This window comes from Phenylobacterium sp. NIBR 498073 (assembly GCF_027286305.1).
Classification (GTDB): domain Bacteria; phylum Pseudomonadota; class Alphaproteobacteria; order Caulobacterales; family Caulobacteraceae; genus Phenylobacterium.
In genome coordinates this window covers 1,850,408-1,873,619 of the sequence record NZ_CP114599.1, presented here as the reverse complement: position 1 = coordinate 1,873,619, position 23,212 = coordinate 1,850,408, and the positions used below count along the sequence as shown (strand labels likewise).

The 23,212-nt window shown below is 69.6% G+C and carries 19 protein-coding genes and 1 pseudogene; 4 read left to right on the top strand and 16 right to left on the bottom strand.

The features are described from left to right. Positions 1-51 precede the first annotated feature (51 nt). Positions 52-1,221, top strand: coding sequence for an MFS transporter (locus O4N75_RS09330; protein WP_269629076.1), 1,170 nt, complete (start codon positions 52-54; stop codon positions 1,219-1,221). A 37-nt stretch (positions 1,222-1,258) separates the two neighbouring features. Continuing rightward, positions 1,259-3,076 carry an aminopeptidase P family protein gene (locus O4N75_RS09325; RefSeq protein WP_269629075.1) on the top strand — a complete coding sequence of 606 codons (1,818 nt, stop codon included), beginning with the start codon at positions 1,259-1,261 and terminating at the stop codon, positions 3,074-3,076. Positions 3,077-3,098: 22 nt separating this feature from the next. Here the strand turns inward: O4N75_RS09325 and O4N75_RS09320 are convergent, their stop codons facing one another. The 7 genes and pseudogenes from O4N75_RS09320 to lpxC form a co-directional block, all read right to left on the bottom strand. Next, entirely contained in the window at positions 3,099-3,509 is a 411-nt protein-coding gene (locus O4N75_RS09320; RefSeq protein WP_269629074.1) for an EVE domain-containing protein, read from the bottom strand. Positions 3,510-3,576: 67 nt separating this feature from the next. Further along, positions 3,577-5,928, bottom strand: coding sequence for an NAD-dependent DNA ligase LigA (gene ligA / locus O4N75_RS09315; protein WP_269629073.1), 2,352 nt, complete (start codon positions 5,926-5,928; stop codon positions 3,577-3,579). Beyond that, a complete protein-coding gene (gene recN, locus O4N75_RS09310; protein WP_269629072.1) occupies positions 5,921-7,618 on the bottom strand; it encodes a DNA repair protein RecN in 1,698 nt (565 codons plus the stop codon). The genes ligA and recN overlap by 8 nt, the downstream gene beginning before the upstream one ends. A 214-nt stretch (positions 7,619-7,832) precedes the next feature. Next, positions 7,833-8,708 (bottom strand): annotated as a pseudogene (locus O4N75_RS09305) (outer membrane protein assembly factor BamD); the annotation flags it as partial. Positions 8,709-8,827: 119 nt separating this feature from the next. Further along, a complete protein-coding gene (locus O4N75_RS09300; RefSeq protein WP_269629071.1) occupies positions 8,828-9,040 on the bottom strand; it encodes a hypothetical protein in 213 nt (70 codons plus the stop codon). A 160-nt stretch (positions 9,041-9,200) separates the two neighbouring features. Then, complete coding sequence (locus O4N75_RS09295; protein ID WP_269629070.1) at positions 9,201-9,608, bottom strand: hypothetical protein; 408 nt, start codon at positions 9,606-9,608, stop codon at positions 9,201-9,203. A 78-nt stretch (positions 9,609-9,686) separates the two neighbouring features. Next, positions 9,687-10,580 (bottom strand): UDP-3-O-acyl-N-acetylglucosamine deacetylase, encoded by an 894-nt coding sequence (gene lpxC, locus O4N75_RS09290; RefSeq protein ID WP_269629069.1) that lies wholly within the window; start codon positions 10,578-10,580, stop codon positions 9,687-9,689. A gap of 373 nt (positions 10,581-10,953) precedes the next feature. Here lpxC and O4N75_RS09285 point away from each other — a divergent pair, with 373 nt between their 5' ends. Further along, the gene (locus O4N75_RS09285) at positions 10,954-11,715 is read left to right on the top strand and encodes a GNAT family N-acetyltransferase (protein WP_269629068.1); all 762 of its coding nucleotides are present in this window, start codon (positions 10,954-10,956) and stop codon (positions 11,713-11,715) included. 54 nt (positions 11,716-11,769) lie between these two features. Here O4N75_RS09285 and ftsZ read toward each other — a convergent pair whose 3' ends face one another. The 5 genes from ftsZ to O4N75_RS09260 all read right to left on the bottom strand — a co-directional run bounded on the left by ftsZ (position 11,770) and on the right by O4N75_RS09260 (position 18,243). Continuing rightward, positions 11,770-13,374: a cell division protein FtsZ gene (gene ftsZ, locus O4N75_RS09280; protein WP_269629067.1), complete on the bottom strand. Its 1,605-nt coding sequence runs from the start codon at positions 13,372-13,374 to the stop codon at positions 11,770-11,772. A gap of 328 nt (positions 13,375-13,702) precedes the next feature. After that, a complete protein-coding gene (gene ftsA / locus O4N75_RS09275; protein WP_269629066.1) occupies positions 13,703-15,031 on the bottom strand; it encodes a cell division protein FtsA in 1,329 nt (442 codons plus the stop codon). A 23-nt stretch (positions 15,032-15,054) separates the two neighbouring features. Then, positions 15,055-15,969: a cell division protein FtsQ/DivIB gene (locus O4N75_RS09270; protein ID WP_269629348.1), complete on the bottom strand. Its 915-nt coding sequence runs from the start codon at positions 15,967-15,969 to the stop codon at positions 15,055-15,057. After that, positions 15,935-16,882 (bottom strand): D-alanine--D-alanine ligase, encoded by a 948-nt coding sequence (locus tag O4N75_RS09265; protein ID WP_269629065.1) that lies wholly within the window; start codon positions 16,880-16,882, stop codon positions 15,935-15,937. Before O4N75_RS09265 ends, O4N75_RS09270 begins: the two co-directional genes overlap by 35 nt. Continuing rightward, complete coding sequence (locus tag O4N75_RS09260) at positions 16,879-18,243, bottom strand: M20/M25/M40 family metallo-hydrolase (RefSeq protein ID WP_348649538.1); 1,365 nt, start codon at positions 18,241-18,243, stop codon at positions 16,879-16,881. The genes O4N75_RS09265 and O4N75_RS09260 overlap by 4 nt, the downstream gene beginning before the upstream one ends. Positions 18,244-18,575: 332 nt before the next feature. On the opposite strand from O4N75_RS09260, the gene O4N75_RS09255 reads away from it, so the two are divergent. Continuing rightward, positions 18,576-19,247: a PEPxxWA-CTERM sorting domain-containing protein gene (locus O4N75_RS09255; protein WP_269629063.1), complete on the top strand. Its 672-nt coding sequence runs from the start codon at positions 18,576-18,578 to the stop codon at positions 19,245-19,247. Here the strand turns inward: O4N75_RS09255 and O4N75_RS09250 are convergent. Genes O4N75_RS09250 through murG form a run of 4 tightly spaced genes read right to left on the bottom strand, consistent with a single transcriptional unit; the run spans position 19,244 to position 23,205 of the window. Further along, complete coding sequence (locus O4N75_RS09250; protein WP_269629062.1) at positions 19,244-19,792, bottom strand: histidine phosphatase family protein; 549 nt, start codon at positions 19,790-19,792, stop codon at positions 19,244-19,246. The genes O4N75_RS09255 and O4N75_RS09250 overlap by 4 nt on opposite strands. Positions 19,793-19,796: 4 nt before the next feature. Continuing rightward, the gene (gene murB / locus O4N75_RS09245) at positions 19,797-20,702 is read right to left on the bottom strand and encodes a UDP-N-acetylmuramate dehydrogenase (protein ID WP_269629061.1); all 906 of its coding nucleotides are present in this window, start codon (positions 20,700-20,702) and stop codon (positions 19,797-19,799) included. Beyond that, positions 20,699-22,111: a UDP-N-acetylmuramate--L-alanine ligase gene (gene murC, locus O4N75_RS09240; protein ID WP_269629060.1), complete on the bottom strand. Its 1,413-nt coding sequence runs from the start codon at positions 22,109-22,111 to the stop codon at positions 20,699-20,701. Before murC ends, murB begins: the two co-directional genes overlap by 4 nt. Then, positions 22,108-23,205 (bottom strand): undecaprenyldiphospho-muramoylpentapeptide beta-N-acetylglucosaminyltransferase, encoded by a 1,098-nt coding sequence (gene murG, locus O4N75_RS09235; RefSeq protein WP_269629059.1) that lies wholly within the window; start codon positions 23,203-23,205, stop codon positions 22,108-22,110. The genes murC and murG overlap by 4 nt, the downstream gene beginning before the upstream one ends. Positions 23,206-23,212: the final 7 nt, after the last annotated feature.

Below are 23,212 nucleotides of genomic sequence, written 5' to 3'. Positions count from 1 at the left end.
GCCGCCGCACGGGCCGACTCCCCTTACGCGTCAGGATCAAGGAGGCCGGACATGCAGGCGCCAGCCATCACTCCCCGCCGCGCGGTCTGGACCTTGGGCGTGACGCAGCTGATCGGCTACGGCTGCACCAGCTATCTGCCCGCCACCCTGGCCAAGGCCCAGGCGAGCTCGCTGGGCGTTTCCACGGCCTTCGTGTTCGGCGCTTACTCCGGCGGCCTGCTGATCTCGGCCCTGCTCGGGCCAGCGGCCGGTCGGGCGGTGGATCGCCATGGCGCGCGGCGGCCGCTGGCCCTGGGCAGCCTGGTGCTGACTCTGGCCCTCATCGGCATGGCGGCGGCGCAGAACGGCGTTCAGCTGGCGTTGGCCTGGCTGGTGCTCGGCGCGGGCATGGCGCTGGCCCTGTACGACATCGCCTTCGCCGGGCTGGTTGGCTGGTTCGGCCAGGACGCCCGGCGTTCGATCACCGGGGTGACGCTGATCGCCGGCTTCGCCAGCACCATCGCTTGGCCGCTGTCGGCCTGGATGGAGGGCGCCTACGGCTGGCGCGCCACCGCCCTGTTCTGGGCGGCGACCAATCTGCTGATCGCCCTGCCCCTGCACTGGACCCTGCCGCGCCCGACGCAGCCGGCGAGCGCCGCCCATGCCGCTCCGGAAGACGTGGACACGCCCGAGCCTGGGGCCGCGCTGAAGATGGCGTTGCTGGCCACGGCGCTGGCGGTGATGGCCGGGGTCGGCTCGGTTATGGCCGCGCACCTGCCGCCCCTGCTAATCGGACTGGGGGCGAGCGCCACGGCCGCCATCGCCGCCGGGATGTTGGTCGGCCCGGCCCAGGTGGCGGCCCGGCTGGGAGAGTTCTTCCTGGTCCGGCGCATCCATCCGCTGGTTTCAGCCCGGGTCGCCGTGTCGATGTTTCCCGCCGGCGCGGTGCTGCTGCTAGTGCTGGGACCGCTGGCCGCCGCGCCGTTCGCCGCCCTCTACGGCGCGGGCAACGGCCTCTTCACGATCGTGCGCGGCACCCTGCCGCTCGTGCTGTTCGGCAGCCGCAACTATGGACGTCGGCTGGGAATGCTCAGCGTGCCCTCACGGCTGATCGGAGCCGTCGCGCCGTTGATCTTCGCCCTCGGGATGGACCGCTCTCCGCAGATGTCGCTGTGGGTGCTGATCATCGCCTGCCTGGGCGCGCTCGGCTGTCTCCTCACCCTGCGCAAACCCGCCGCCTAGGGTGGCGCAGGGGCTGCCGCGAGACTAAGTTCGCGCCATGCGTCAGACCTTTGATGAAACCACCGATCCGTCCTTCGGCCCGAAGCACGTCCCCCTGATCCGCGCCGTGATGAAGGCGCAAGGTCTGGACGGTTTCCTGGTGCCCCACGAGGACGAACACCAGAACGAATACCTGCCCGAGGCCAACGACCGGCTCGGCTGGGCGACCGGCTTCACCGGCTCGGCAGGAGCCGCGGTGATCCTGGCCGACAAGGCCGCGATCTTCGTCGACGGCCGCTACACCCTGCAGGTCCGCGACCAGGTGGACGCCGCGACCTTCGAGATCCGCGATCTCGTGGAAGGCGGCGTGCCGGCCTATCTCGAGACCGCGGCCGCCAAGGGCCAGCTGATCGGCTACGACCCGCGCCTGCACTCGCCCGACGCCTTGGAGCGCCTGAAGGCCGCCGCGGCCAAGGCCGGCGCCGCGCTGAAGCCGGTCGCCGCCAATCCGCTGGACGAGGCCTGGGGCGCCGCGCGCCCAGCCCAGCCGACCGCGCCGGTCGTCCCCCATACGCTGGAACATGCCGGCGAGGAGTCCTCAGCCAAGCGCAACCGCATCGGCCAGGTCCTAGCCGGCAAGAACGCCGACGCCACGGTGCTGACCGCGCCGTCGTCCATCGCTTGGCTGTTCAACGTGCGCGGCGGCGACGTCATCCGCTCGCCCCTGCCGCTCGGCCAGGCGATCCTGAACCAGGACGGCACGGCTCGGCTGTTCCTCGATCCGGTCAAGGTCTCGCCCGAGCTGCGCGCCTGGCTGGGTAACGAGGTGCGGCTGGAGACCCCCGACGATCTGCCCGCCGCTCTCGGCGAGCTCAAGGGCAAGCGGGTGCTGGTCGACCCGGGCCAATCGTCGGCCTGGTACTTCGACACCCTGGCCCAGGCCGGCGCCGAGGTCGTGCGCGGCGAGGACCCCTGCGCCCTGCCCCGGGCCTGCAAGAACCCGGTCGAGATCGCCGGCACGCGCGAGGCCCACGCCCGCGACGGCGTCGCCGTGACCCGCTTCCTGCACTGGGTCGCCACCGAGGGGCAGAGCCGCACGATCGACGAGGTCGAGGTGGTCACCCGGCTGGAAGGCTTCCGCCAGGACACCGGCGCGCTGAAGGACCTGTCGTTCGACACTATCGCCGGGGCGGCCTCGAACGGCGCCATCGTCCACTATCGGCCGACTACGCGGCTCAACAAGCAGGCCCAACCGGGCTCGCTGCTGCTGGTCGATTCCGGCGCGCAATACCTCGACGGCACCACCGACATTACCCGCACGGTCGCCATCGGCGAGCCCAGCCAGGAAATGCGCGAACGCTTCACCCTGGTGCTGAAGGGCCACCTGGCGCTGGCTGCGATCCGCTTCCCGGCCGGCACCACCGGCTCGGCTCTGGACGCCCTGGCCCGTGCGCCGCTGTGGAACGTCGGCCTCGACTACGACCACGGCACCGGCCACGGCGTCGGCTCGTACCTCGGCGTGCACGAAGGCCCGCAGCGGATCTCCAAGCTGCCTAACTTCGTGGCGCTGCGGCCAGGCATGATCCTGTCGAACGAGCCTGGCTACTACAAGGAAGGCGCCTACGGCATCCGGATCGAGAACCTGCAGTTCGTCACCGAGCCGTCGGCCATTCCCGGCGGCGAGCGCGAGATGCTGGGCTTCGAGACCCTGACCCTGGCGCCGATGGACCGCCGGCTGATCGTGGTCGAACTGCTCTCGCCCCAGGAGCGCGCCCAGATGGACGCCTATCACGCCCGCGTGCTGGCGGTGGTCGGTCCGCGGATCGAGCAGCCCGAAGTCCGCGCCTGGCTCGAGGCGGCCTGCGCGCCGCTCTGAGGATCGGCCAGATGAGCGGGGGCTACTCCCCCGCCATCTTCAGGATCGTCGCCCACTCGGCGTCGCTGACCGGCGAGACCGACAGCCGCCCCTGCCGCAGCATGGCCATGTCCGACAGCGCCGGATTGGCCTTCATGTCAGCCAGGGTGACGGACGTCTTCAGCTTGCGCACGGGGGTCAGCTCGACGGCGACGAACTTGCCGGTCGGATCGCTGGCGTCGGGGAAAGCCTCCTTGGCGACCTGGGCGATCGCCACCACGTCCTTGCCCGCCTGGGAGTGGTAGAAGAACACTTGGTCGCCGACCTTCATCGACTTCAGGTGCGAGGCGGCCGCGAAGTTGCGCACCCCGTCCCAGGTCGTGCGCCCGTCCCGCTCGAGATCTGCATAGGAATAGGTGTCCGGTTCGGACTTCACGAGCCAGTGCGACGCCACGACGGTCCTCCTTATGCCTTACCCAAGGTTGGGGACTGCGCGCGCCTGGGGCAAGTCCGGCCGACGCCTAACCGGCGACCAGAGCCAGCCACTCGTCCTCGGTCATCACCTGAATGCCGAGATCAGTCGCCGTCTTCAGCTTCGAGCCCGCGCCAGGGCCAGCCACCACCAGGTCGGTCTTCTTCGACACCGAGCCGGAAACCTTGGCCCCCAGCCCTTCGGCCTGCGCCTTGGCTTCGTCGCGGGTCATCTTCTCCAGCGCCCCGGTGAAGACGATGGTCTTGCCGGCGACGGCGGTGTCGGTTTTCGGCCGCTCAGCGGCGATCACCTCGTCGAGCTGAGCGCGCAGCGCCTCGACCTTGGCGCGGTTGTGCGGCTCGGCGAAGAACTGGGCGATCATCCGGGCCGCCACCGGCCCGACCGCGTCGACGCCCGAGAGCTCGCGGAACTCTTCGCCCGGCTCCTCCTGCGCGGCGTCCCGCGCGACCCGCACGATCGTCTCCCAGTCGCCGAACCGCTCGATCACCGCGGCGCGGGCGCGGGAATTCAGCTTCGGTACGGCCAGCTGCAGGCGCTTGTCGAGCGAGGTCTCGTCCGGCAGCAGCAGCGCCTGCTGCGCGCCGCCGAAGTCGAGCAGCGCCCGCACGCCCGTCGGCCCGAGGCCGTCGAGATCCACCAGGGCGGCATAGTTCTCGCCGCCGACCTGCCCAGCCGCCGCCTGCGCGATCTGGACGAAGTGGTCGTAGGTCTCGAAGTGCCGGGCCAGGGCCAGCGAGGTGGTCTCGCCGACATGGCGAATGCCGAGCCCGAAGATGAAGCGGTCCAGCGGGATCGCCCGCTTGGCGTTGATGGCGGCGACCAGGTTGTTGATCGAGGTCTCGCCATAGCCCTCGGTGACCCGCAGTTCGGCCAGCTTCTCTTCGTCGCGCGCCAGCCGGAAGATGTCGGCCGGCTCCTTGACCCAGCCGCGCTCGAAGAAGGCGGTCAGTTGCTTCTCGCCCAGCCCCTCGATGTCGTAGGCGCGGCGCGACACGAAATGGCGCAGGTGCTCGATCCGCTGGAACGGACAGGCGAACTCGCCCGAGCAGCGCCGCACCACGGTCTCGGCCCCGGCGGCCGTGGTCTCCTTGACGATCGGCGTCTTCAGGTCGCACGGGCAGACGGTGGGGAACTCGTAGGGGACAGCATCGGCCGGCCGTTCCTCGGGCACATAGCCGAGGATCTGCGGGATCACGTCGCCGGCCCGCTGCAGGATCACGGTGTCGCCGATGCGCACGTCCTTGCGGGCGATCTCGTCAGCGTTGTGCAGGGTCGCGTTGACCACCACCACGCCGCCGACCGTCACCGGATGCAGCCGCGCCACCGGCGTGATCGCTCCGGTGCGGCCGACCTGGATGTCGATGGCCTCGAGGATGGTGCGCGCCTGCTGAGCCGGAAACTTGCGGGCGATCGCCCAGCGCGGCGTGCGGGTGATGAAGCCCAGGCGCTGCTGCCAATCCAGGCGGTCGACCTTGTAGACCACCCCGTCGATGTCGTAGCCAAGCTTGGGCCGCACGGCCTCCATCGCGCCATAGGCGTCAAGCAAGCCCTGGCCGCTGACCACGCGGCGGCTTTCCGGCGTGGTCTGGAAGCCCCAGGCTTTCAACTTGGCCAGCGCCTCCCACTGGGTCTGGGCGAACGGCTCGCTGTGCAGGCCCCAGGCATAGGCGAAAAACTTCAGCGGCCGCGTGGCGGTGATCTTCGGATCGATCTGGCGCAGCGATCCAGCCGCCGAGTTGCGCGGGTTGGCGTACGTCTTCAGGCCCGCGGCCTCGTTGGCGGCGTTGAGCGCGGCGAATTCCTCGTGGCCGAGATAGACCTCGCCGCGGATCTCGATGACGTCCGGCCACCCCTCGCCGGCCAGGCGCTTGGGGATGTCGGCGATGGTGCGCAGGTTCTCGGTGACGTCCTCGCCGACCCGCCCGTCGCCACGCGTCGCGCCCTGGACGAAGACGCCCTTCTCGTAGCGCAGCGAGGCCGACAGGCCGTCGATCTTCGGCTCGGCGGTGTAGCCGACCTCCTCGGAGCCCGACAGACGCAGGAAACGGCGGATGCGGGCGTCGAACTCCAGCGCGTCCTCGTTCGAGAACGCGTTGTCGAGGCTGAGCATCGGCACGCCGTGCTCGACCGGCGAGAACTGCTCGGCGCGCGCCGCCCCGACCCGGGTCGAGGGCGAGTTCTCGCGGATCAGGTGCGGGAACGCGGCCTCCAGCGCGCTGTTGCGGCGCTTGAGCTCGTCGTACTCGGCGTCCGAGATCGTCGGCGCGTCCTGCTGGTGATAGGCGATGTCGTGCCGCGCGAGCTCGTCAGCGAGCGCGGTCAGTTCCTCGACGGCCTCGGCCTCGGTCAGATCGGCGGGAGATTTAGGAGCGTCAGGCATCCATCAGGGCCCTGGCCGCGGCGCGGGCCGCGTCGGTGATCTGGGCGCCGGCCAACATGCGGGCGATCTCCTCCTCGCGGTCGGCAAAGGACAGGGTCTCGACGACGGTGCGGATGCGATCGGCGTCGCCGCTTTTGGAAATGCGCCAGTGGGCGTCGCCGCGCGCGGCCACCTGCGGGCTGTGTGTCACCACCAGCACCTGCGCGTCGGCGGCCAGCCGCCGCAGCCGCAGGCCGACGGCGTCGGCCACCGCCCCGCCGACGCCCTGGTCCACCTCGTCGAAGATCATCAGCGGCTGGGGACCCTCGGCCCGACCGGCCAGCGAGGCCTTCAGCGCCAGGGCGAAGCGGGCCAGCTCGCCGCCGGACGCAATGGCGCCGAGGTCGCCGAACGGCGCCCCCGGATTGGTCGCGACCTCAAAGGCCACGCGGTCGAGACCGCCCGGCCCGGCCCGATCCTCGCCCAGCGGTTCGACTGCGACGCGGAAGCGGGCCTTGTCCAGTTTCAGTGGGCCGAGCTCGCCCATCACCGCGACGGCCAGCCGCTCGCCGGCCGCGCGGCGCGCCTCGGTCAGCTTGACCGCCTCGGCCAGATAGGCGGCGCGAGCCGCGGTCACCGCCGCCTCTGCCGCCTTCAGGTCGTCCTCAGAAGACTCCATAGCTTGCAGCCGTTCGGCGAAGCGCACGCGCAGCAGCGGCAGCTCCTCGACGCTGACCTGTAGCTTGCGGGCCATGCCGCGCAGTTCGAACAGCCGCTCCTCGGTCTTTTCCAGCTGGTCGGGGCGGAAGTCGAAGGCGTCGGCCGCCGCATCGACGGCCGCCTCTGCCTCCTGGGCCTCGCTGAACACGCGGTCGATGACAGTGCTGGCGGCGGTCAGGCGGGCGACGGCGGCCGAATCCTCGGCTGCGCCAGCGGCGATCGCCCGGGTGCGGGCGTGCTCGATCGCGCGGACGGCCTGGGCCAGCCGCGGGCCGAGCCCTTCGAAGGCGGCGCGCGCCTCGGTGATGTCGCTGAGCGCCTTTTCCGACGCCCCCAGGATCGCCCGCTCCTCGGCCAGCGCCGGCTCCTCGCCCTCGCGCGGGTCCAGCCGATCCAGTTCGGCCAAGCGCAGGGTCAGTTCCTCGGATTCCTCGGCCGAGCGGGCGACGATCGCCCGCAGCTCCTCGGCGCGCGACCGCGCGCTGCGCCAGTCGGACCAGGCGCGGGCGACGCCGGCGCCGAGCGCGCCCAGCGATCCATAGGCGTCCAGCAGCGGCCGGTGCTTGCGCGCGTCGAGCAAGCCGACGGTCTCGTGTTGGCCGTGCACCTCCAGCAGGATCTCGCCCAGCTCGCGCAGCACGGTGGCGCTGGTCGCCTGGTCGTTGACGAAGGCGCGGCTGCGGCCGTCGGCGCTAAGCGTCCGGCGCAGCACCAGGTCCTCGCTGCGATCGTAGGAGATGCCCTTGTCTTCCAGCACGTCCCAGACCGGGTGGTCGGGCGCTGGCGCGAACACAGCCGACACCGCCGCCTGGGCAGCGCCCTGGCGCACCAGCCCTGCGTCAGCGCGCGCGCCGACGGCCAGGCCCAGGCTGTCGAGGATGATCGACTTGCCCGCCCCAGTTTCACCAGTCAGCGCCGTCAGCCCCGGGCCGATGGACAGGTCCAGGGCCTCGATGAGCACGACGTCGCGGATCCAAAGTCCGATCAGCATGGCTGCAAGATCGCCCGGAATCAGCCGCTTCGGAAGACGCTTAAGTTCGCCTTAGGTTCTATTTTCCGCCACCGAGGCCCGGGATGCGCGAAAGCAACCCGCGGCGTTGGGCGGGTTCCGCCGGCGCGGTCGCCTCGTTGGCCGCGGTCGGCGGGGTTTCCAAGGCCGGCGACGGCTCGGCGGCTGGAACCTCCGCGGGCGCGGCGTCGGCGGCCGGCGGCTTGATGGTCGCGTCCTTGTCCTTCACGAACGGCAGGCGCGAGACCAGGCTCGGCTTCTTCGACTGCGCCGGCTCGACCGCCGGGCGCAGGCCCCTGTCGGTCAGCAGCTTGTAGGCGTCGCGATACCAGACGTCGCCCGGATAGTTGTAGCCGAGCACCGCGCCGTTGCGCTTGGCCTCTTCTGCCAGGCCCAGGGTCAGATAGGCTTCGACCAGGCGATAGAGCGCCTCGGGCGTGTGGCTGGTGGTCTGGTAGCGCTCGATGACCGTCTTGAATCGGCCGATCGCCGCCAGGGTGTCGCCCTGACGCAGGTACCAGCGGCCGATGGTCATTTCCTTGCCGGCGAGCTGGTCGTTGACCATGTCGATCTTCAGGCGCGCGTCGGCCGCATATTCGGTGCGCGGGTAGCGCTGAACCACCTCGCTCAGATTGGCCAGCGCCTGACCGGTGGCCGCCTGGTCACGGCCCACGTCGACGATCTGCTCGAAATAGCAGATGGCCTTCAGATAGTGCGCATAGGCGGCGGCCGGGTTGCCCGGATAGAGCGAGATGAAGCGGTCAGCGTCGCCGATCGCCTCGGCGTAGTCGTTGCCCTGATAGTGGGCGTAGGCGGTCATCAGGATCGCGCGGCGCGACCACTCCGAATAAGGGTGCTGACGCTCGACTTCGCCGAAGTACTGGACGGCCTGATTCCACAGGCCGCGGTCCAGCCGGTCCGCGCCGGTGGCGTAGAGCAGCTCCACGGGCCGCTCTTCATAGGCCAGCCGAGGCTTCTCCTTCTTGCCCGCGCAAGAGGCCAGCGCGAGAGCGGCGCAGCCGACGATAAGAGCCGTGCGAGTCCGGGAATTGCGAAGCAAGGACACCTTCACCTCAAAAGGATCGACGCGCGCCCCCGCGCCGCGAGTCCCCGCTTCTACAGCATGGAATGCAGGGCGCAAATGCGGCGGAGCGCAATGACGCAGCTATCCGGTTTCTCCGTTCGACTTGATCAAGTCCAGATCCATCCCAGCAGGACTGGCGCGAGGAAAACGGCCGCGACGGAAAGAGCAAGCCACAGCCCCCACAAGGCGGCGGTCGCCGTCACGCTCAGTCGTCGTGGAAGGAGCCGCGTCGCAGCCCAGATCAGCGCCACGTCGACAACGAGGACCGTCAAGAAGATCATCGCCGTGGGGATTTGGAGCGCGGCCAGCGGGTAGATCATGGGATGGGGGAACCCCATCCCACCCCAATCAGCAACCTCGTAGAGCCCATGGGCGAACCCACGAGACGTCCCGGTGTCCCAGCTCCAGAGCTGCCTCTGCAAAGCCAGGAAGCTGACAGCAAGCGGCGTGACGGCTAGCGATCGCGGAACGAGCGCAGCATCACTTGACAATGATCTGACCATTTCGCTGCGCCCTATCGTACGCCGATCGAGCTCGCCGCCCCAGGCCATCCTCGCCTGACAGCCCCATCAGTCGATCGATGCGTGCCTTCTGGGCTGGCGTTAGATAAACGGGCGCTCCGGCCCGGATGCCCTGAAGAACTTCAAGGTCCTTCATTTCGGCTTCGTTCAGCGCCCGATCCTGGATGGTGCGAAGCTCCGCATCGGAGAAGGACGGGCCGACAATCGTCCGAACGGTACCGCGCAAGTTCGGCTCGATCTCGGGATGCACCTGCATCGCGCGCCGGGCCATCCACCCCGCAATCCCCGCAGTTTCAAAGGAATCGTCAGGTAGCGATGCGGGCTGAGGATTGCGCACCTCACCAAATGCAGCTCGGCCGTAACCCATACAAGCCCTCATTCGGAACAAATGGGGAACAACGATGTCACAGCGCCTGCCATTGGCAAGCGATAATGCGAAAATCGCCTAGACCGCCTGGGCCAGTTCCGGGGCCAGGGTGCGGTAACGCCACGATTGCGGCGCGGCCAGCAGCGCGCGGACCAGCTGGTTGTTGAGGCTGTGACCGGCCAGCACGCCTTCGAAGCGGCCGAGGATCGGCGCGCCCAGCACATAGAGGTCGCCGATGGCGTCCAGAGCCTTGTGGCGCACGAACTCGTCCGGACGGCGGAGGCCTTCCGGATTGAGGATGCGGTCGCCCTCGATGACAACGGCGTTCTCCATCGAGCCGCCGCGGGCCAGGCCGATCGAGCGCAGGTACTCGACCTCGTGCAGGAAGCCGAAGGTCCGGCAGTCGGCCAGCTCATCGCGGAACGCCTGCTCGTCCATGGCCAGGTCCACGGCCTGGCGGCCGATGGCGGCGGACGGGAAGCGAATCTCGAAGGCGACCTCGAAATGGTCCGACGGGGTCAGGCTGGCGCGCTTGTCGCCGTCGACGAACTCGATCGGCTCGAGGATTTCGATGTAGGCGCGCAGCGCGTCCTGCTGACGGCGGCCGGCGCGGTCTAGGATCTGTACGAACGGCAGCGACGAGCCGTCCATGATGGGCATTTCCGGGCCGTCGAGTTCGACCACGGCATTGTCGACGCCCAGCATGACCAGGGCGGCCATCAGGTGCTCAATGGTCGACACCGACACGCCCGCGGCGTTCTCGATCACGGTGCCCAGCTGGGTCTTGGTCACCGCTTCGCCGGTGGCCGGGACGCGGTTGTCACGGTCGGTGACGTCGGTGCGGACGAAGACGACGCCCGAATTGGTCGGCGCGGGACGAACGGCGACACGCGTGTAGGCGCCGGTGTGGACGCCGACGCCGGCGAAGATCGCCGGACCCTGCAGGGTGTGCTGAAACTCTTGTGCGCGCAAAACTCGCCGCCTTCCTCGTTCGGGCACACGGCCAGATGGCCGCATAACGCCCCACCTGTCAGTTAGGGGCTATGCCGCGCCGCAGCAAAACACTTCCTGTTTCGCAATGTTTCGATTTGGGACGGTTAAGAAAGCCTTAGGATTCAAGGCGCAAGCCGCCCATCCCGATGTCCGTGCGCGGCCTTCGTTGACAGCCGATTTGGAGAGCTTCTAGGCTTCACGCAAGACGTCGGCGAACGATGGAGGCCCGCGATGACCCATTCCAGCGCACATCCATCGCCCGTGACGCACCTGGTGGGCTGTCGCTAGCCCTCCCGTCACGCTTCCGGCCGAGACGGCCTTCCGGGCGCAAGCGCCCTGTGACGAGACCAACATGACTGACCCTCAACCGACTGCGCCGCAGCGCGCGGTCATGCCTGCGCACGCCGCCAGGCGCCTCCTAGAACTCGAGGCCGAGACCCGCTTCACCCTCAAAGACGGCCGCATCGCCAGCGAGGCGCCGCCCGACAATGCGCCCGGCCCGCTGCTGTACATGGCCGGCGGACGCATCTGGGTCGACGAAACAGTGGCGCCCCCGCTCCTCGACCAGCTGAGCCGGCTGGCGCGCCACGAAACGCCTGGGAGCGAGGCTCTCTCTCCCGCTAGCCTTGATCGCTGCCTGGCGCTACTCCCTCGCGCGGGGACACCTTCCGGCGGCCTCAGCTACCTTCTGCCGCATGGGACGCAGGCGCCCGGAGCCGCGCGGATGATCGCCTCCGGGTCGGCTGAGGCCGAGAACCTCGAGGCCCGCTTCGAGCGCGAGGGCATGCCGAGACACCTGCTGGACCTGAACTTCCGGCAGGTCGCCGACCTTTGGCCGCCCTATTGCCTAGTGGTCGAGGATGGCGACGTCGCGGCGCTTGCCTTCACCGCCCGGCGGGGCTCACGCGGCGCCGAGCTGGGTCTCGTCACCCTCCCCGCCTTCCGCGGCCGCGGTCTGGCCGGGCAGGCTGTCGCCGGCTGGAGCGCCCTGCCCGAGCTGCGGGAGCTGACCTTGTTCTACAGCACCGCGGCGACAAACCTCGCCTCGCAGCGCGTGGCCGCCAAGCTCGGCCTGCCGTTTATCGGCTCCACCTGGGAGGTCGCGAGGGCCTGAAACGAAAAACGGCCGGGCGGGCGCCCGGCCGTTTCATCGATCTGGTGGACCGGCCTAGTTGGCCAGGCGGCGCAGGAAGGACGGGATCTCCAGGTCTTCCTGGTTGTCGAACTGCGCTTCCTGGGCCGGCTGCTCGGCCGGCAGCGCGCCGCCGCGGCTCACCGGCGCCTGCTGACGCGTCGGCTGCGGCGCCGGTTGCTCGTAGCGCGGACGGCTGCCGAACAGGCTGAGGAAGCCGCCGCGTTGCGGACGACGCTCCTCATAGGCCGGTTCCGTGAACAGCGGCTCTTCCTCAAATTCCTCGACCGCCGGATCGACGATCTTGGTCATCGGGCGGGTGATCTGCGGCTCGGGCGCGGCGGCGACCACCGGGGCCGGCGCGGCGGCCGGGACCGGGGCGCTGTAGAGGTCGCCCTGCTCTTCCTCGAACACCGCCTTGACCGGCTCCGGCGCCGGGATCGGCGCGGGCGCCGCGGCGACCGGCGTCACGGTCGGGGCCGGCGGCACATAGGCGGCCGGTTCCGGATAGCGCGGCGCGGGTCGGTCGGCGAAGCTCGGCGGCGACGGGCGCTCATAGGTCGGGGTCGCACGCATCACCGGCTCGGTCACCGGGGCCGGACGCACGGTCTCGGCCCGCAGCGGCGGCGCGGTCAGCGGCTTGCGCTCGATCTTCGGCTCGATGGCCGCCATCGAAGCGCCATCCATGCCGGTGGCGACCACCGACACGCGGATCATGCCCTCCAGGGTCGGATCGAAGGCCGCCCCGAAGATGATGTTGGCCTCGGCGTCGACCTGCTCGGAGATGGCGTTGGCCGCCTCGTCGACTTCCAGCAGGGTCATGTCCAGGCCGCCGGTCACATTGACCAGCACCGCCTTGGCGCCCTTCAGCGAGACTTCGTCGAGCAGCGGGTTGGCGATAGCGTTCTGGGCGGCCATCAGGGCGCGGTCTTCGCCGGTCGCCTCGCCAGTGCCCATCATCGCCTTGCCCATCTCGGTCATGACCGTGCGGACGTCGGCGAAGTCGAGGTTGATCAGGCCCGGCAGCACCATCAGGTCGGTGATCGAGCGCACGCCCGAGTGCAGGACCTGGTCGGCCATGCCGAAGGCTTCGGCGAAGGTGGTCCGCTCGTTGGCGACCCGGAACAGGTTCTGGTTAGGGATGACGATCAGGGTGTCGACATAGCGCTGCAGCTCGCCGATGCCGGCGTCGGCCAGGCGCATGCGGTGGCGGCCTTCGAAGTGGAAGGGCTTGGTCACCACGCCGACGGTCAGGATGCCGCGCTCACGGGCGCACTTGGCGATGATCGGGGCCGCGCCGGTGCCGGTGCCGCCGCCCATGCCGGCGGTGATGAAAATCATGTGGGCGCCGTCGAGGTGCTCGCCGATCTCCGGGATCGACTCCTCTGCCGCGCTCATCCCGACTTCCGGGTGCGCCCCGGCGCCGAGGCCCTGCGTGACCTGCACGCCAAGCTGGATGCGGCGGTCGGTCTTGGCGAATGCCAGCTGCTGCGCATCGGTGTTGGCGACGACGAATTCGACGCCCTCGAGATGGGCTTCGATCATGTTGTTGACCGCGTTGCCCCCGGCGCCCCCGACGCCGAACACAACGATCCGCGGCTTCAGTTCGGTCGCGCGCGGCGCGGAAAGTGCGATAGCCATTGGGACCCTGTGTCCTCCGTACCGTGGTCAAGGGAACTGAAGGCGACCCGCCCGCCCGGTTCCCGCGACGGCTGGCGTTAAGGAAGCGCCCACCATCGTTAATTGGCGGTTAACTGCATAAGGCGAGTCGGAGGCGCGTGAAGGCGCATCCACAACAATATTTCTTGCTGTGTAAGGCTTGAGCGTTAACTACGCCGCAGCCCGGCGCTCAGCTTCGGGCGTTTATCGAACGCCGTGCGCTAAACCATTCTACGAACTCGGCTTTGCAGCCTGAGCGAGCATGGCCGCAGCACGATTCACCCTCATGGCGAAGCTTGAATCGATCCGCCTAGAGATTTTCCCGCAGCCAGGCGGCCGCCTTGGCCACCGGATTGGCGCGGGGATCAAGCGGTTCGCGGCGCAGCTTGGCGCTGGCCAGAGCCTTGGACGAAACCGCCTCGCGGGGGCCGAAGGCGGCGCGCTGCAGCACTCCGGCGGCGGCGCAGAACGCCGGCCCGGAAGCGGCGTCGGCCAGGTGCGGCACCCGGCGCGGGCGGCCCAGGCGCACCGGCCGGTCAAACACCCGCACGGCGACTTCGCGCACGCCGGCCAGCTGGCTGGCGCCGCCGGTCAGCACCAGGCCGGCTCCGGCCTCGACCGGAGCGCCCGACGCCTTCAGGCGATCGCGGAGCAGTTCGAGGGTCTCTTCCACCCGCGGGGCGATGATGCCCTTGAGCAGGGAACGCGGCGCGATGACCGGACCGGCGCCCGGATCGTCGCCCCGCGGCGGGGCTTCGATCATCTCGCGGTCCTCGTTGGCCGAGGCGATCGCCGAGCCGTGCAGGGTCTTGATGCGCTCGGCGCCCGCGACCGAGGTCGACAGGCCGCGGGCGATGTCGGCGGTGACGTGGCTGCCGCCGACCGGCAGGGTTTCAACGTGGATCAGGCTGCCGCCGGAGAACACCGCGGCCGAGGTCGAGCCCCCGCCCATGTCGATGCAGACCGCACCCAGGTCCATCTCGTCTTCTTCCAGCGCCGCGAGCGCCGAGGCGAACGGCGCAGCGACCACGCCTTCGAATTGCAGGTGGGCGCGCTCCACGCAGGCGCCCAGCGTCTGGTAGACGGCCTCGCTGACGGTGACGACCAGTAGTTCCACGCCCAGCGAGCGGCCGAACATGGCGCGCGGGTCGCGGATCGCCGCCTGGCCGTCGACGCTCCAGGCGACCGGCAGGATGTGAGCGGCGCGCCGGCCCGGAATTTTGATCTGTCCCAGCGCCTGCTGAATGGCGCGGACGAGGTCGCCGTCCGAGATCGGGCGCGCGCCGATCGAGACGCGGCCGGCGATGCGGTGGCTGGCCAGCTGGCCGCCGGCGGTGGCGACGGTGACGCCCTGGACCTGCACGCCCGCGACGTTCTCGGCCCGCTCCACGGCTTGGGCGATGGCGTCGGAGGCCTCGTCGAGATTGATGATCGCCCCGCCGCGCACGCCGCGTGACTGCACGTAGCCGACGCCTGCCGCCGTCAGGGTGCGGTCGCCGCGACGCACGCCGTCCGGCTTCATGATGAAGCAGGTGACCTTGGACGCGCCAAGGTCCACGGCCGCCACCACAGGCTGGCGGCTGAGCGCGGCCTTCAGGCCCTCGCGGCTTTCCTTGCGTTCCTCAACCCGGGTCGACAAGTCCGTACGTCCTTCCTTCAGTCTCACGCGCCGTTGGCGACCAGTTGGCCCGGCAGCACGCCGTCGCGCGGGCGCACGGCCACCACGGTCGGATCGCGCAGGTCGATCCGCTCGAAGCCCAGTTCCAGAATGCGCGAGCGCTGATCGAGCTGTTCCAGCTGGATCAGGGCCGCGCCCTCGTCGACCGCCGGCAATTGCACCAGCGATCCGTCTTTCATTCTCAGGTCCCAGCGGCGGCCGTCGACGCGGACCAGCGCCTCGGTCCGCTCGGCCAGCCGCGGCCGCGCCGCGACTTCCGGCAGAATCGCCGCGGCCGCCTCGTTGGCGCCGGCGCCGACGATCAGCGGCAGGGTCGCAAAGCGGCCGGGATCGGCCTCCGGAATGACCCGGCCGGTCTCGTCGATGACGTGGCTGCGCCCGCCGTTCTGCCAGACCGCCATCTGGCGGCGCTCGACCACGGCCAGGACCAGGGTGTCGGGCAGCAGGCGCACGACGCGCGCTTCCTTGACCCAGCCCACCGCTTCGACCCGCTGGCGGATCGCTTCGAGGTCCATGCCGACGACCGGCTCGTCCTGGTAGACGGCGGCCGCGCGCAGGATGTCGGCGGTCGCCATTTCGGATGCGCCCTCGACGTGGATCGCCTTCAGCTTGAAGCCGAGGCCGGCGAACTGGCCGGCGATCGCCGAACCCATCGAGGCGCCCAGCTTCTCCCCGCGATGGCCCGTGGTCATGGTCACGGTCAGCGCGATCGTGACCACGCCGGCGGCCGCGATCAGCGCATGCCAGGGCGAGAGCCCGACGCCGCGGGCTGCGCCCAGCTTGCCGGGCGCGTACGTCGCCCCCGGCTTTCTGGCGCGGGGGGCGGACTTGGTGCTAGCGGGCGCTTTGGCCCGGGGCTTCGCTTCAGCTCGCGACTCCCCCCGCATGGCCGCGGGCATACGCATCCTCCGTGATCCAAAGCACTAGACGGTCGAAATCCACCCCCTTGTGAGCCGCCTGCTCGGGCGCGAGCGAGGTCGGCGTCATGCCGGGCTGGGTGTTGACCTCCAGAAGGACCAGAATGTCGTTAATGTCGTCATAACGAAGATCGGACCGGGTAACCCCCCGGCAACCAAGCGCGGCATGCGCCAGCTCGGACAATTCCAACGCCTTTTCAAAGGCATGCTTCGGAATATCGGCCGGCACGACGTGCACGGAACCGCCCTCCGCGTACTTTGCTTCGTAATCGTAAAATTCGGTCTGCGGGATGATGTCGGTGACGCTCAACGCCTTGCCGTCCATGACCGCGACGGCCAGTTCCCGGCCGCGGATATAGGGTTCGATCATCACCTCCTCGCCGAAGGTCCATTGCGGCGAGACCAGCTCCTGCGGGGGGCGATTCGCGCCCTCGCGGACGATGAACACGCCCACCGAAGATCCCTCGGCGTTCGGCTTGATCACATAGGGCGGCGCCATCACGTGATCGGCCGCCGCGACATGGCGGTTGAACAGCCCGCCCCCAGGCACCGTGACTCCCGCCGCGGCCATCACCGCCTTGGCCTTGGCCTTGTCCATCGCCAGGGCCGAGGCCAGCACGCCCGAATGGGTGTAGGGGACCTGCAGGGTCTCCAGGATGCCCTGGACGCAGCCGTCCTCGCCCCACTCCCCGTGCAGGGCGTTGAAGACCACGTCCGGCTTCAGGGCAGTCAGCACCTGGGCGAGGTCGCGACCAGCGTCGACGTAGGTGACCTTGGCGCCCAGGCGTTCGAGCGCGGCGCCGCACTCCTTGCCCGACGACAGGCTCACCTCGCGTTCGGAAGAAAGGCCGCCCAGCAACAGGGCGACATGGTGTCCGGATAGAGGAAGGCTCACTGGCTCACGCTCGCAGTCTTGCGGAAGTCGATATCGCTGTCCGCCACGGTGTAGACGAAGGCGGCCCAGACGGCCACGTTCTGAGCGAGCTCCCTGGCGTCGACCTTGTCCAGCGTGTCGTCCGCGGAGTGGTGCAGGTCGAAGTAGCGGCCGGCGTCCTGCTGCAGCTCCACGACCGGCGCCCCGAGGCGCTTCAGCCCCGCCACGTCGGCGCCGCCGTCGCGGGCCGGGTCGCGCGAAATGATCACCCGCAACGGGTTCACCGCGGCGGCGAAGGCCTCCATGGCCGGGTGCTCGAGGCTGCCGGCCGGCAGCTTGGCGTTGAATATCTCCCCCGCGCCGAGGTCGCTCTCGCCCGCGACGATCATGTTGGGGACCTCGGCTTTGTTGGCCTCGGCATAGGCCGCGCCTGAGCCGCCCTGCTCCTCGGCGCCCCACATCACCACGCGCACCGTTCGACGCGGACGCTGCGGCAGGTCGGCGATCAGCTTGGCCGCCGCCGTGGTGATCCCGATGCCCGCCGCGTCGTCCACCGCGCCGGTGCCAGCGTCCCAGGAATCCAGGTGTCCGCCGATGACGATAACCTCTTCCGGCTTCTCACGGCCGCGAATCTCGCCGACCACGTTGTAGGCGGGAGCCTTGGCGCGATAGGTCGAGGCCATGGCCAACTTGATCCGCACCGGGTTGCCACGTGCGACCATGCGCTCCAGCAGTTCGGCGTCGGGCGGCGACAGCGCCGCCATCGGAATCCCAGAGATCGCCGCGCCGCCGCCGTGCGGCAACCGGCTGTCGTCGGTCGAGATCGAGCGCACCAGATACGCCACAGCCCCACGCCGGGCCGCCTCGACGCCGCCCGAGCGAGCGCGCACGGCGCCGGCATAGCCGCGGATGTCCTGCGTGCGGCGCATCGGCTCGGTCACCACCGCGATCTTGTCTTTCAGCGCGCCAGGCGGCTGGGCCAGCATTTCGTCATAGCTGCGGAACAGCGCGATCTCGGCCTCCAGACCACCAGGGGGCGTGGCCGCCGATCGGCCGAGCCCCAGGATCTGCAGCTTCTGAGGGAACGGCGCGACCACCTCGGCGGACTCAGCGCCGCGCAGCCAGGACTCGGTCTCGAAGGTTTCGACATGGACGTTTTCGAACCCGAGAGCCTTCAGCTTGGCCACGCCCCAATCGCGCGCCCTATCCATGGCGGGCGAGCCCTGCGGGCGGGCGCCGACCTCGGTGGTCAGCGATTCCGTCACGTCCCAGGCGGTGCGGTCGGTCAGGGCCTTATCGCGGAGCGCTACGGCGGTGAGTGCCAGATCGGCGGCGTGGACCGCGTTGGCGGAGACCAGGGTGGCGGCGACAGCCGCTAGCAAAGCAATGCGCATCCGCGGCGGGTGCCTTTCGTCGGGAAGCCTGTCAAGGCGCCCCTCCCTCGCGGTCCTGTCCGCCCCCTGCCGCGCGACCTCGCGCCTCACGCATCGGTTGAAGAAGCTCAACCCCGGAGCGCGTTAACTATCCTCACAAGTGAACCGATCGACGAATACTATGGCTTCCTAGAATTTCGCCCGTCGAAATGGCCAAGCTTATACTGGGGTGAATCCCCGACAATCTCTATTCCCGCTTGTAAATGCGACGTAACGCCGCTAGCTGTTAACTAAGGTCGTCGGGTTCGGCGTGACCAGTTCGGGTCATTGAGAGGTTCCAGATGAAGGCGCGCTCCATGGGGGTCGCCGCCACAGCGATCCTATCGCTTGGCGCGGCCGTCGCTCCCGCTGTTGCGGCTACGATCCTATTCACCGATTTCGCCGATGTCTGGTCTGCCCCTAACAGCGCGGATGCCGCCCGTTCAGACGACGCGGGGCAAGCGCGCGCGCCTTGGGACACGGCGGGGACGGCTGACGGCGCACAGCGGCTCGACATCGAAACCCTTCCCGGTCACCAGACCAGGATCAGCAACGAGGCGATCGCCAACGCCGCCGCCACTGGCATCGTCGACGGCGTCGATCAGGGCCTGCGTAACTTTGTCTATGCTGTCGACCAGGGAACCTCGGGCTGCAGAGAGCGCGGACGCGACTCCGCCGGCGCCTGCGAAGTCCGGGCCACGTCGCTGAAGACGGCCGAGTTGGTGAAGATCGACGGCAAGTACTACGCGCTCGACATTTCGGGCCTCGTCCATGACGGCAATCCGGTCGATGAGTTCTGGACCAGCGAAAAGGACGACAGCTCGGACGAGCTGCGCGCTCAACTGCGCCTGGTATCCGCCGCGGTGCCCGAACCGGCGAACTGGGCGATGATGATTGTCGGCTTCGGCGTCGCCGGCGCCGCCGTGCGGGCCGGCCGCCGCCGCAACATTCTGGCCACCGCCCCCTCGGCCTAGGGGTCGATCACCCGCCACTCGGCGTCCGTGGCGACCACCAGCGCCGCGCCCAGCGTCAGCGTGCGCCAGAACGGCATCGGATCAAGGCCAAGGCGCCGGCTGGCCCATAGGGTCATCACCCGTCCATGCGTCACCGCCACCAATGTCTGCGACGGATGCGCGGCGAGCTGTCGTTCTAGCGCGCCGGCGAAGCGCGCATGGGCCTCATCGGCGCTCTCCTCCCCCATCACGACATCACGCGGCCGGGCGAACATCTGTCCGACGGCGGCCTGGAAGCGGACGGCGTCCGTAAACGGACCTTCGTCGTTGCGCTGCTCGCCCAGCCCGGCGTCAAGCTCGGCGACGAGGCCGAAGGCGCCGGCGATCACGGCGGCGGTCTCGATGGCCTTGGGCTCAAGGCTGGACACCACGGCCGAGGGCGAGAAATCCGCCAGTTTGCCGGCGATGCGCTCAGCTTGGTCGCGCCCCTCAGGGGCGAGGGTCCATTGCGAGGGCGGCGTCCCTGGCTCCAGGCGCGGCGCGCCGTGTTTGACCAGGATCAGCAAGCGGTCAGGTCCGGCCGATCCGCTTGATCTCCCAGTCCAGCTCGATTCCCGTCTTGGCCTTGACGTCGGCCCGCACGGCTTCGCCCAGCCCCTCGAGATCAGCCGCGGTGGCTTCGCCGGTGTTGATCATGAAGTTGGCGTGCAACGGCGAGAACATCGCCCCGCCGAACAGCTTGCCGCGCCAGCCGGCCTCGTCGACCAGCTTCCAGGACGAATGGCCCTGGGGGTTCTTGAAGGTCGAGCCGCCGGTCTTCTCGCGGATCGGCTGGGTGGTCTCGCGGCGCGCGGTGATCTCGGCCATGCGCGCCTCGACGGCGGCCGGCTCGTCGGGACGCCCCTGGAACACCGCCTGCATCCAGATCACCTCGCCCGGCGGGACGGTGCTGTGGCGATAAGTGTAGCCGAAATCCTCAAGCGAATAGCTGACGATCTCGCCGCTGCGGTCGAAGCCCCAGGCCGAAACCAGCACGTCCTTGGTCTCGCTGCCGTAGCAGCCGGCGTTCATAGTCAGGGCGCCGCCGATGGTGCCGGGAATGCCGGCGTAGAACTCCAGCCCCGCCAGGCCGGCCTTGGCCGCCGCCTTGGCGACCATGGCGTCCAGCGCCCCCGCGTCGGCGATGACCCAGCCCTCCTCCTCGTCGATCGAGATCTCGGCGAAGGCCTTGCCGGCCAGGCGGATCACCACGCCTTCGACGCCGCCGTCGCGGACGATGACATTGGAGCCGACGCCCAGCACCGTGACCGGAACCTCGGCCGGCAGCGCCGCCAGGAAGTCGCTCAGGTCGGCCTCATCGGCCGGCAGGAACAGCACCTCTGCCGCGCCGCCGACGCGGAACCAGGTGAACGGGCCCAGCGGCTCGTCGCGCAGCAGGCGGCCGCGCACCTGGGGCAGGTTGTCTCGCCAGCTCATCGGTTCAGCGCCTCAAGTTGCCCGGGCAACGCGTGCGCCCAGGCCGTGATGTCGCCCGCGCCAAGGCAGACCACCAGGTCGCCAGTCCTGGCCTCCTCGTGCACGATCCGTGCGAGGTCGGCCGGGCTTTCGAGCGCCAACGCCCGGCGGTGGCCGAACCGGCGCAGCCCCTGGACCAGGCCGTCCCGATCGGCGCCGGCGATCGGGCTCTCGCCTGCGGTATAGACGTCGGCCACGATCACCGTATCGGCGTCGTTGAAGCAGCCGCAGAACTCGTCGAACAGGTCGTGCAGGCGGGTATAGCGATGCGGCTGGACCACGGCGACGACGCGCCCCTCGGTCACCGCGCGCGCGGCCTTCAGCACCGAGGCGATCTCGACCGGGTGGTGGCCGTAGTCGTCGATGATCCGCACGCCGTTCGCCACGCCGGTGGTCGTGAAGCGGCGCTTCACGCCGCCGAACCCGGCCAGGCCCTTGCGGATGTCGTCGTCAGACACGCCCAGTTCCCGCGCCACCGCGATCGCGCCGGTGGCGTTCAGCACGTTGTGCTGCCCGGCCATCGGCAGGTGCAGGTTCTCCAGCCGCGTCGTCGGCCCGTCCTGCGGGGCGAACACCGCGTCGAACCGCGAGCCGTCCGGCCCCATGCTGATCTTCTCGGCGCGGACCTCGGCCTGGGGGTTGGTTCCATAGGCGATGACCCGGCGGTTCTGCACCCGCGCGGCCATGGCTTGGACTTCCGGATGGTCGGTGCAGACGGCCGCAAAGCCGTAGAACGGCACGTTCTCCACGAAATCCTGGAAGGCCTTCTTCACGGCTTCGAAGTCGCCGTAGTGGTCCAGGTGCTCAGGGTCGATGTTGGTGACGATCACGCAGGTCGACTTGAGCTTCAGGAAGGTGCCGTCGCTCTCGTCAGCCTCGACCACCATCCAGTCGCCCTCGCCCACCTTGGCGTTGGTGCCGTAGGCGTTGATGATCCCGCCGTTGATCACCGTCGGGTCCAGCCCGCCGGCGTCCAGCAGGGCGGCGACCATCGAGGTGGTCGTGGTCTTGCCGTGGGTGCCGCCGACCGAGACCGAGTACTGAAGCCGGGTCAGTTCGGCCAGCATCTCGCCGCGGTGGACCAGCGGCAGGCGCTTCTCGCGGGCAGCGACCATCTCCGGATTGTCGGCCTTGATCGCGGTCGAATAGACGATCGCCGACGCGCCTTCGACATTGGCTGCGCCCTGGCCGATGAACACTTTCGCGCCCAGCTTCTCCAACCGCTCGGTGTTGGCGCTGGCCTTGGCGTCGGAGCCCTGCACCGTGTAGCCGATGCGCAGCATGATCTCGGCGATGCCGCTCATGCCGATACCGCCGATGCCGATGAAGTGCACGGGGCCGAGGGCGAAGGGGACGGGGCGCTTGTTCATTTTTGGACGGCGGTTCTCTCGACCAGGTCGGCCAGGCGTTCGGCCGCGTCAGGCTTGGCGATGGAACGGGCGCCAGCGGCCATGCGCGCCAGGCGGTCGGGGTTGGTCAGCAGCTTCTGCAGGGCGCTCGCCATCGTATCGACGGTCAGTTGGCTCTCGCGGGCCACTTCCGCGCCGCCAGCCTCGGCCATGACCCGGGCGTTCTGGCCCTGGTCGTCGTCGAGGGCGATGGCCAGCGGCACCAGGATCGCCGGCTTGCCGGCCACCGCGAACTCGCAGACCGAGCCGGCGCCGGAGCGGCCGATGACCAGGTGGGCGTCACGCAGGCGGGTGGCCATATCGCGGAAGAACGGGGCGATCTCGGCCCGGACCATCGCGTCGGCATAGATCCGCCGGGCGTTGTCCATCGACTCCTTGCGGGTCTGCTGCTGGACGTCCAGCCGGTGACGCAGGTCCTCGGGCAGCTTCTTGATCGCCTCGGGCATCAGCTCGGAGAGCAGCCGCGCCCCCTGGCTGCCGCCGGTGATGAGGATGCGGATCGGGCCGTCGGCGGTCGGCGGCGTATAGGGATGGTCGGCCAGGGCGCGGATGTCGGGCCGGATCGGATTGCCGACGACGACGGCGTTCTCGGCCACGCGGCCCGGCGCTTTCTGCAGCACCGGGAACGCGCAGGCGACCGCGCGGACATGCCCGGCCAGCCGGCGGTTGGCGCGGCCCATCACCGCGTTCTGTTCGTGCAGCAGGGTCGGCCGGCCCTGGGTGATGCCGGCCAGCAGGCCGGGCACCGACGGATAGCCGCCGAAGCCGACGACCACGGCCGGGTCGATCCGGGTGAAGGCCGCGCGCGCTTGCATCACGCCGCGCACGATCGCCAGGCCCGCCTGGGCCATGCCGATCACGTCGCCGCGCTGGAAGGTGCGGGCCGACAGCCCGATGCGCTCCTCGGCCGGAAAGCTCTCGGCGAACGCGGCGGCGCGCTCGTCGGAGGCCAGCACGATGCGCCATCCACGGGCGATCAGCGCCTCGGCCAGAGCCTGTGCGGGAAACAGATGCCCGCCGGTTCCACCGGCGGCGACGACAGCGATCTTGCGCATCACGAGC